Origin of the sequence: uncultured Fretibacterium sp., from assembly GCF_963544685.1 — a bacterium.
GTDB lineage: Bacteria > Synergistota > Synergistia > Synergistales > Aminobacteriaceae > CAJPSE01.
This window is the reverse complement of sequence record NZ_CAUUGJ010000090.1, coordinates 1-9,425: the sequence shown is the minus strand read 5'-3', so window position 1 is coordinate 9,425 and position 9,425 is coordinate 1. Positions and strand designations below refer to the sequence as shown.

Sequence of the window (9,425 nt, the reverse complement as noted above, 5' to 3'; positions counted from 1 at the left end):
CACTCGACTAGTCGTCGGCAGCGTCAGATGTGTATAAGAGACAGGTCCCCGTCCAGCCCCTCCCCGGCAAGCCATGGCCCCCCGGGATGCCGCGCAAGCGCGAGCCACGACGCCGTCTGGAGGTGGAGGCACTTCACGCGGACCTCCTCCCCGTAGCGGATGCCACCGACCCCGGCGAGCCTCAGACGCTCCCAGACCGCCGGGCGGAAGCGGCGCAGCAGCCTCCGCTCCAACGGGGCCGTCAGCTTTATCCGCAGAAGCTGGTGCTCCCGGTTGTACGGCCGCCACGCCTCCGGGGCCCGCTTTGTCAGCCAATCCTCGAGGGCCCGAACGCCCCCCGCGGACTCGACCGTCCCGGCCCGCCGCACCAGCCAGGGACAGACGAGCCAGAAGGTCGTGGGGAACGGGCGCAGCCCCGCCACAGGCGCACAGACCAAGACGCGCACCCCGCCGAAGCGGCAGCGGGGACCCGTTCCCAGGACCAGGGAGGGGTCGAACCGGCGCCCCTCCATCCGCCCTGCGAGGGCCCTGAGCTCACCGGGGCTCAGGAGCTGATAAAAAAGGGAGGCCTCCGCCTCCCCGGAAAACCGCGGCACACGACTAACCCTTGGAACGCCCTCCGGGCTTCTTCCTGCCCTTCGACGCGTTCATCTTGCTGTTGAGATCCGCAATCTTGGCCTCGCTGGTCTTCAGGAAGGAGGCCATCTTCTTCTCGAATCCGTCCTTGTCCTCCCGGGAGGAGGGAGCCTGGATCAGAGGACGTTCCTCGACCTTCTTCAGGGAGAGGTCGATGCGCCCCTTCTCGTCGATCTTGATCACGCGGGCCTTGATGTTCTGCTGGAGGGTGAGGACATCCTCAACCTTCTTGACGAAGTTGAACGAGAGCTCGGAGATGTGGATCATCCCCCGCTGCCCCGTCGACAGCCGGACAAAAGCACCGTAGGGCATGATCTGCTCCACCGTGCACTCCGCCAGATCCCCAACGCGAACCGAAGAAGTCTCAGCCTTCTTCTCCTCAATCATTCGAAACACGAACCTCCCAAGAGTATTGTCAAAGCTGTCGCAGGAACCGTCAACTACACCCAGCGCCACTCGGGCTTCTCGTTCATCCCCAGACGGCGGTACAGGTAAAGCCCCCTGGGATTGAAGTGCCTGCTTTGAGGATTATACCAGATCAGGAGCGTTCCCCGCTGCCTGTTCAGGGTCAGCTTCACGACGGCCCCCTCCACGATCGGACCGTACCAGGCCAGGATCATCTCCCCTGCGGCCCTCGGGCGGGAGCGCTGCCACTGCAGGCGGTTGCCGCGCTCCTGAGGAAGCCTGAGCATCCTTTCCAAGCCGGGAAGAACGCGCACGGACAAAAGGCTCACCCTCCCGACGGCGATCTCCCGAGGCACGTAGCGCGCAATGCGCCTTCCCCTCCCCCGCACGAGCTGGGAGGAAAAACGGAAACCCCGATGGGAACAGCTCATGCCGCCGACGGAGAAGAGCTCCGCGGACAGGACCCTCATCCGCGTTCGGATCGGATGCGTCTCCACCGCGCGCCGCAGCGCATGACACTCCGGCGGCGGCAAAGGCGGATCGCACCGCTTCACCCGGACCCTCCCCAGGAAATGGCGCGAGAGATATTCCCGGATCTCCGCCAGGGACAAGGAGCCCTATTCCTCCTTCAGGGAGAGCAGCGCCTTCTCGATCCGTCCGAAGGGCTCCAGGAGCTCCATCGTCCTCGCCGCCTCCACCAGCAGGGAGACGACCTGCTTGATCTCGTCGGGCCGCGTTCCGGGGGAGAAGGAGGCCCGAAGGGGAGCGCTGACGGAATCCGCCTGGATCAACAGAACCTCCGCCTCGCCCGTGGGCTCCACGGCCCCGGCGGCCTCGAGCGGGGCGTGGGCGGAGGGGGCCAGGAAGATGGCCCTGCCCTTGCCCGCCGCCTTCAGGGGCGCCAGGAGGTCGCCCTCGCTGCAGACCCAGAGCGACGGGGTCGTCTCCACCGCCCCCAGCAGGCTCTGCAGGATCAGCTCCTCACGCAGGTAGACGTCCAGGGCGCTGCCGTAGAGGATGCGCTCCAGGCGCGAGGGACGTATCGGGTCCGTGTAGCGGAAATCCATCGGTATGCCCCGTTGGTCCACGACGAGGGAGGCCCCGCGAAACTGCCCCTCCGCGCCCTCGACGGAGACATAACCCAGGTTGTTGTTTGCCGAGGCCATCCGTTTTCTCCTTCCGTAACCCAAACCGTACCCTCAAAGCTCCAGCCCCTCAGGACCGGCCCCTCGCCCAGAGACGCGCAGGAAGGCTCAGGCGTAGAAATCGAAGGACCTCTGAGGCGTTCCCTCGCCCTTCAGCTCCTTTACCTCCCCGTCATCGCCGGAGTGCGCCGACGCCCGGAAGGAGCTCTCATTCCCCTCCTGTTCCCGGTCCCGCCGGCGCCCGCCATCCTCGTCCTCATCCCTGCGCCGCACCTTCCGCACCTCGGCGGCGGCCAGGCTGGCCTGAACCCTCTGGGTGCGCCTCACGCTCTCCTGCACCACTTCCTGCCCCTGGGCGGTCTGCTGGGCCGCGGCAATGGCGTCCCGGGATATCTGGGCGCTGTGTTCGACGTTGAAATGAGCCATCAAAAGGCTTATCGGCTGGACCACAAAAACACCTCCTTACCGAGTGCGCCCCTTCACAAGGGACTCACGGGACACGCCGTCTCCTTCGGCTTCTCGATTCCCTGGAGGCGAGGACTCGAGGAGCGGAAAAATCAGGGCTGATAGTCGAAGGGCTTCAGGACCACCGTCCCGCTCTCCACGACGAAGGAGCTGAACCTGCACACCTCCCGAACCGCGTAGGATATCCCCCTCAGGGAGATCATGACCCCAGGGTAGCAGACCTCCCGGGCCCGGACGATGCCCCTGCTCCGGACCGCGTTGAGGCGTTCCTCGAGGACCGCGAGCTCATCCTGAAGCGGACTCAGCGCGGCCTGCAGCTGAAACTTCATCTTCGTCGCCGACACCATCATCGCACGCTTCGGATCGTCGAGCTGGCCGGCTGCCTCGAGCTTCTTCAAAAACACGAGGTTGGCCTCCAGCTTCGTCAGGTTTTCCTTGTGTTGAGCGATCTCGGCCTGGAGGTTCCGTCGACGCTCCAGCTGGTCGGGCGGAATGCCGACGACGACCTCGGTGCGCGTCCCCATCTCGCTCCCCAGGATCTGACAGGAGACCTCGGTTCCGGCCTCGATCCGGCCGCCTGCGATCTGGGCCTTGCCCCCTCCGGATACGATCACGGACCCCTGGACGGTGGCGTGGCTGTGAAGGAGGGCATTTTTGACGTAGAGGTTTCCGCAGAAGATGGACGCCTGGTCCGCAAAACCCAGCGCGACATCGCCACCGGCACGGACGATCCCCTTGGACATCCCGCGAACCCCGCCGTAGACGGTCACGCTGCCGCGGCTCTCCACATGGGCGCCCTCGACCATCTCCCCGATCTCGATGTCGCCCACGGAGATGACGTGAAACCCCTCCCGAACCGCCCCCTTGATCCTGACGGCCCCGGTGAAGTCGACGCTGCCGACGCCGAAGTCGACGTCTCCCCTGATCTCCAGCTCGGGGATCACGGTCAGCTTGCGGTCCCTCCACACCAACTGTCCGTCCGCAACCGCGACCAGGGAGAGCTCATTCCCCTCGGCCACGGCAAGGCCGCTGCCCGCAGGAAACGCAGCGTCCTTCACGGCGGCCGCCTTCACCACGGAGCCGATCACCGTCGTCCCGTTCTCCCCCGGGACGGCCGGATGCTTCACCGCAACCTCCTGCCCCACGACGACGTTGACGAGAGTGCTCCGCTTCCAGTGATCCACCCTTTCGTGCTCGTCCACCTCCAGGGGCTTATCGGGGTCGACCCTGAGCTCGATCCTGGCGTTTTTACCCTCGCGCGGCGGAGCCCCTTTCGCGACCACGGGGGAGTCGTCCAGGACCCTGTTCCGGATCAGGTCCGCAATCGCCTCGTCGTCGATGCCGAAGACGACCCCCTTCTGGGCCAGCGCATCCCTCACGTCCTGCTCGGTAGGCCATGGCTTGGTGAAAAAAGGGGCCTCAAGGGACGCCGTGACGGACATATTGTCCCTCGCGAGGCGGATCAGGATCTGAGCGTCCTTCTCCTGCAGAGGGTCCCGGGGAGCGATCCGGAACGGACTCCGGCTCTTGAGCCTGAGAAACTCCTCAAGGAGCTTCATGTCGTACTTCCGTACCCCGTTCTCCCTCAGACACGCCAGCGCCTCGGATTGGGAGATATCCTCCTTGAGGGCCGAGATCCAGACCCCCTGATCGTTCGCCTCCAGCTTCAGGACACCTTCGTACAAAGCCGCTCCCCCCTGACCTGCCCCGAGCCCCCCGCGCCCGAGAGCGAGGGATCATCCAAATAAGACAAAGGGCAATCTCCCGCCCCATCAAGTCAGCGCTTGCTTAAATCAGCGTTTCTCCGGGTTTCGTTCGCTCCGCCTCGAGGATCGCCCTCAGGGCGGAGAGCGCATGGCCGTGGATCTGGGAGACGCGCGACTCCGTGACCCCAAGGACACGGCCTATCTCCTTCAGCGCAAGCCCCTCGTAATAATAGAGCGACAGGACCTGAGCCTCCCGCTCGGGGAGCCGGCGCAGCGCATCGACGACCTGCTCCAGCTCCTCCTCCCGCTCCAGCAGCTCGGCGGCCCCGTCCCTGCCGTCGGAGAGAACGCCCTCCAGGGAGACGTCCCCATCCTCCAGGGACAGGACCTCGTCGAGGGAGGCCATGTAGTTCCGGCTCGACAGTTCGAGGATCTCGTAATAGGTCCTCTCGTCGACCCCCATCTCCTGCATGACCCATTCGTCGCGCAGGGCGCCCCGGTCCCTGAGGACCTTTTCCACCGCACGGTTCAGCCTCTGCAGCTTTTCCCGTCCGGTCCGGGAGACCCAGTCGCACTTGCGGAGCTCGTCCAGGACGGCCCCTCGGATTCGGGGCACCGCGAAGGTCCGGAAGGAGAAGCCCCTGGCGGGGTCGAAACGATCGATCGCGTCCAGCAGCCCGAAGACCCCGAAGCTCCAGAGGTCCTCGTAGTCCAGGCCCTGCGGCGGAGAGACCGTCATCCTTCCCACCACATACTTGATCAGCGGGAGATACCGCGTGACAAGCCGTTCCCGGCACGCGGCAGTAGGCGAGCCGACGTACTCCTCCCACAGCGCGGCGTCGGAGGTATCCACGCTCAAGGCATCTCCCTCCTGTCACACCCCCGGCGGAACGAATCCGATAAGGGGCCCATGAAAACGGCCGTTACCCATGAAGGGGGTTAGATCTCGGATGTTCCCTTTCCCAGGGTCTTGATCGTCAGGATCCAGGTATCCGTGGAGAACTCCACGGTGCGTCCCTTGTTGCCCCCCGTGTCCGAGGCGACCAGCGGAATGCCCATCCTGGAGAGCATGTCCGTCGTCTCCTTGACGTTCCGGGCCCCGACGGCAAGGAAATCCGTCTGCGCGCCGGGCAGGGCGAACATCTGGGCGCCGCCGGCGATCTTCGCCTTCATGCGGGACTTGGAGGCCCCCTTCTTGATCATCTCGTCCAGAAGGGCGGGCACCGCCGTATCCGCGAACTTCCCCACCTTCTCCAGCGACTTGGCCCCCCGGCTGTCGGGGAGCATGATATGCACCATCCCCGCGATCTTCGCCGTGGTATCGAAGATCACCAGCCCGATGCAGGAGCCCAACCCCAGGGTGATCAGCTTTGCAGGCGCGCTGGCAACCACCAGGTCGGCCATCCCCACGTGAAAGGAATTCGTTGCCATAGCTACAGCACCTGCAGCTTTCTCAGCAAAAGCTCCAGGGCATCGGGGTCCGGCAGCATGATGATGTTTCCGGACCCGGCGGCGCCGTCCGCCCCCTCGACGCGGAGCTCCGTGTTCACCACCAGGGCCATCTCGCCCATCTGCCCGAAGATCGAGGCCACGACGTCGAGGATCGAGGACAGCATGTCGTGCGCGACGCCCGGGACGGAGATCTGGTGTTCCGTCCCGATGAGGAGGTTGATCGCGTTGAGGAAGGAGCTCAGGATGATGTTGCCGACCTCCGTCAGGGCGCTGTCGCTGATCTCCTGCGGAAGGTCCGGCGGGATGGCGTCCCCGAACTGCTGCCTCAGCAGCAGGTCCACCATCATCCTGGCGTCCTCTTCCTTCTGGATGAAGATCAGGCTGCACCCGAAATCCCCGAGGGAACGGACGAAGACGGCGGCGATGAGCTCCGTCGGGTCCCCGTAATGCTCGGCCAGCTCGTAGATCGATACGAGCTCCGCCTTCGGGACGTCCATGTCGATCATGCGCCCCAGGAGTTTGGACAGCGCGGTCGCCGCGTTGCCCGTCCCGATGTTGCCGACCTCCCGAATGGCATCCAGCTGCAGATAATTGAATGAGCTCAGATCAAGCATGCGCTACCTACCCCTTGGTCGAGTAAAAGGACGCCACGTCCAGAATCAGCGCCACGTTGCCGTCGCCGAGGATCGTCCCGCCCGTGATCCCCTTGATCTTGGAGAGGAACCGCCCCAAGGACTTGATGACGATCTCCTGCTGACCGATCAGCTCGTTCACGATAAAGCCGATCTTGCTCTTGCCGATCTTGACCACGACGACGGGATACTCGTCGCGCTCCGTGTCGTCCATCTCGGTCTCCAGGACTTTCCCCAGGTCGCTGAGCGACAGGACCTCGCCCCTCAGAAGCGTGGCGGGGGCCCCGTGCACCGTCTTGATGTTCTCCTTCTTGACGAGGATGGTCTCCTCCACGTTCTCCAGCGAGATGGCGTAGGTCTCGTTCCCTACCTTGATGAGCAGCGAGAGCACGATGGCGAGCGTCAGGGGCAGGCGGACGTAGACCCGCGTCCCCTGACCCAGCTTGGAGACGAGGTCCAGCTGCCCTCCCAGGGCCTCGACCTTCGACTTTACGGCGTCCATCCCAACCCCGCGCCCCGAGATGTCGGTCACGGCCTTCGCCATGCTGAACCCCGGGATCAGGACCAGCTGCACGGCCTCCTCGTCGGTCATCGCGGCGGCCTCCTCCTCCGTGATGAACCCCCGCTCCACCGCCTTCTGTTTGACCTTCTCGGCGTTGATGCCCGCACCGTCGTCGGACACCTCGATGATGACGCCGCTGCCCTCCTGATAGGCCGAGATCTTCAGGATTCCCTTCTCGGGCTTGCCGACGGCGCGCCGGTCCTCGCGCCGCTCGATGCCGTGGTCCAGGGAGTTGCGGATCAGGTGCACCATGGGGTCGCCGATCTCGTCGATCACGGTGCGGTCCAGCTCCGTATCCTGTCCCTCCAGGACCAGCTCGATGTCCTTGCCGAGCGTCTTCGACAGGTCGCGGATCAGACGCGGGAAGCGATCGAAGGTGAAGGAGACCGGGACCATGCGCAGCTTGGTCACCAGCTCCTGGATGTCGCCCGAGATGCGCCCCAGCTGGGAAAGGGGCTCGTCGAACTCTCGAAGGCGGGCCTCCTGGACCAGGCGCTCGATCCGGGCGCGCCCGATCACCAGCTCGCCGACCAGGTTCATGAGCTTGTCCAGGCGTCCGATATCCACGCGCACCGTCTGGCTCGCCTTCTTGACGCCGTCCGCCTTGGCGGCGGGAGCGGCAGGTTTCGCCGCAGCGGCAGGCGCGGCAGGCGCCGCGGGCTTCTCGGGCTCAGCCTTTGCAGGGGCCGCGCCTTCGGCCGAAGCGGCGGGGGCAGGGGCGGCCGGGGCCGGCGCGGCAGGCGCCGAGGGCTGAGCGGGGGCGGCCTTCATCTCGCTCAGCTCCACGGAGGCCACGTCGCTGATCTTGAGCGCCGCCTGGCGGATATCCTCCGGGGGCAGGGAGGAGCCGACATAGACCGAGAACTCCATGTCGAACTCCTCGTTCTCCAGGGCCTCGACCGGCGGCTCGGTCTTGATGATGTCCCCCATCTCCTCGAGGCGGTTGACCACCATATAGGAGCGCGCCGCCTTGAGCAGGCAGGTCTCGCTCAGGGTGACGCGGAGCTTGTACACGTTCATCCCCAGGCCCTCCGCCTCGGCCACCCACTCCGATTCCTGCTGGGAGAGCCCGTCGACCAGCTTCGCCTCCGGGGCGGGAACCGCGGCCGCCGGAGCCGCAGGGGCTGCGGGGGCCGGCGCTGCCGGTGCGGGCCCCTGGTTGCGCAGGGCCGCGACCAGGCCGGACACATCGAGGTGGGCGTCGCTCCCGCCGCCGCGGATCGAGTCCACCATGCCCTGTATCGAGTCTAGGGCGGTAAACAACAGGTTCATATCCGAATCGCCAAGGTGGCGGACTCCCTTACGCGCCTCGTCCAGGCGATCCTCCATCGCGTGGGTCAGCCCCGCCATCTTCTCGAACCCCATTGTCGCCGACATACCCTTCAGCGTGTGGGCGGCCCTGAAGATCTCGTTGATCACGTCCATGTTGACCGTGTCCTTCTCCAGCGCCAGAAGCAGGTCGTCCAGCCTCTGAAGATTGTCGTCCGCCTCGTCGAGAAAGGCCCCCAGGTATTGGCTCATGTCCATATCAGTCATGACTTACCATCCCCAAACTCGTGATTTCCGATCCCGGATCATGTATTTTCAAAGAATCCTCCGCCGGCGTCGACAAGCCCTCGAAAGCGCCGATGAAATCAGCGTTTCCCCTTATCCGCCGACATTCCTGACCAAAGCGCCGGGGATCTCCGGCAGAGGCAGCAGCTCGTCCACCGCCCCCAGCTCCACCGCAGCCCTCGGCATGCCGTAGACCACGCAGGTCTCCCGGGACTCCGCAATGATATGGGCTCCCCTCTCGTGCAGGGCCAGGGCCCCGTCCGCGCCGTCCCGCCCCATCCCCGTCAGGATGACGCCCAGGACGTTTCCGCCAAACTCGTCCAGGACGCTCGAAAACATTATATTCGCAGAGGGCTTGACAGACAACACCGGAGGGGCGTCCGAGAGCTCGCAGAACGTCCCGCCCCCCCTGCGCCGGACCAGCAGGTGGCTTCCGCCCGGGGCGATCGCGACGAGCCCCGGCCGAAGCTCCAGCCTGTCGGCCCCCTCGACGACCGTCAGCCCGCATGCGGCGTCCAGGCGTTTGGCGAACAGCTCCGTGAAGCCCTTGGGCATGTGCTGCGTCACCACGATGGGGAGCGGGAAGCCGGCCGGGAGCCCGGACAGGAGCTGGTGCAGGGCCACGGGCCCTCCCGTGGAGGCGGCGACCGCCACGATCTCGCACCGCCCCCTCGGGCCCGGAGACGCCGAGGGGCGGCGCGCAGGAACAGGTTCCGTACGCGGTTCCGCCGCACGCTCCCCGCGGAGGGGCCGGACGCGCGCCATACTGGCCGTGACCACCTTGGAGATCAGCTCGGCCCCGACGACCCGGATGTTCAGGGACGTGGCGCCCGAGGGCTTGCCCACGAAGTCGACGCAGCCCAGCGAC

The 9,425-nt window shown here is 65.7% G+C and carries 11 protein-coding genes; all 11 read right to left on the bottom strand.

Annotated features, from left to right (window positions below; genetic code table 11):
- Positions 1-23: 23 nt before the first annotated feature.
- Positions 24-596, bottom strand: coding sequence for a DUF501 domain-containing protein (locus tag ABLA28_RS08735; protein ID WP_347713330.1), 573 nt, complete (start codon positions 594-596; stop codon positions 24-26).
- A gap of 4 nt (positions 597-600) precedes the next feature.
- A complete protein-coding gene (locus tag ABLA28_RS08730; protein ID WP_299301083.1) occupies positions 601-1,023 on the bottom strand; it encodes a S1 RNA-binding domain-containing protein in 423 nt (140 codons plus the stop codon).
- 53 nt (positions 1,024-1,076) lie between these two features.
- Complete coding sequence (locus tag ABLA28_RS08725; RefSeq protein WP_347713329.1) at positions 1,077-1,652, bottom strand: hypothetical protein; 576 nt, start codon at positions 1,650-1,652, stop codon at positions 1,077-1,079.
- A 6-nt stretch (positions 1,653-1,658) separates the two neighbouring features.
- Complete coding sequence (locus ABLA28_RS08720) at positions 1,659-2,207, bottom strand: hypothetical protein (RefSeq protein WP_299301077.1); 549 nt, start codon at positions 2,205-2,207, stop codon at positions 1,659-1,661.
- Between the two features lie 87 nt (positions 2,208-2,294).
- The gene (locus ABLA28_RS08715; protein ID WP_347713328.1) at positions 2,295-2,636 is read right to left on the bottom strand and encodes a hypothetical protein; all 342 of its coding nucleotides are present in this window, start codon (positions 2,634-2,636) and stop codon (positions 2,295-2,297) included.
- 107 nt (positions 2,637-2,743) lie between these two features.
- Entirely contained in the window at positions 2,744-4,336 is a 1,593-nt protein-coding gene (locus ABLA28_RS08710; RefSeq protein ID WP_347713327.1) for a FapA family protein, read from the bottom strand.
- 103 nt (positions 4,337-4,439) lie between these two features.
- Positions 4,440-5,210, bottom strand: a complete 771-nt coding sequence (locus tag ABLA28_RS08705; protein WP_347713331.1) for a FliA/WhiG family RNA polymerase sigma factor — start codon at positions 5,208-5,210, stop codon at positions 4,440-4,442.
- Between the two features lie 86 nt (positions 5,211-5,296).
- A complete protein-coding gene (locus ABLA28_RS08700; protein ID WP_299301069.1) occupies positions 5,297-5,788 on the bottom strand; it encodes a chemotaxis protein CheD in 492 nt (163 codons plus the stop codon).
- Positions 5,789-5,790: 2 nt separating this feature from the next.
- Positions 5,791-6,423, bottom strand: a complete 633-nt coding sequence (locus ABLA28_RS08695; RefSeq protein ID WP_347713326.1) for a chemotaxis protein CheC — start codon at positions 6,421-6,423, stop codon at positions 5,791-5,793.
- 7 nt (positions 6,424-6,430) lie between these two features.
- On the bottom strand, positions 6,431-8,539 hold the full coding sequence (locus ABLA28_RS08690) for a chemotaxis protein CheA (protein WP_347713325.1): 2,109 nt from the start codon (positions 8,537-8,539) through the stop codon (positions 6,431-6,433).
- 111 nt (positions 8,540-8,650) lie between these two features.
- On the bottom strand, positions 8,651-9,425 hold a 775-nt coding region (locus ABLA28_RS08685), incomplete at its 5' end, for a chemotaxis protein CheB (protein WP_347713324.1).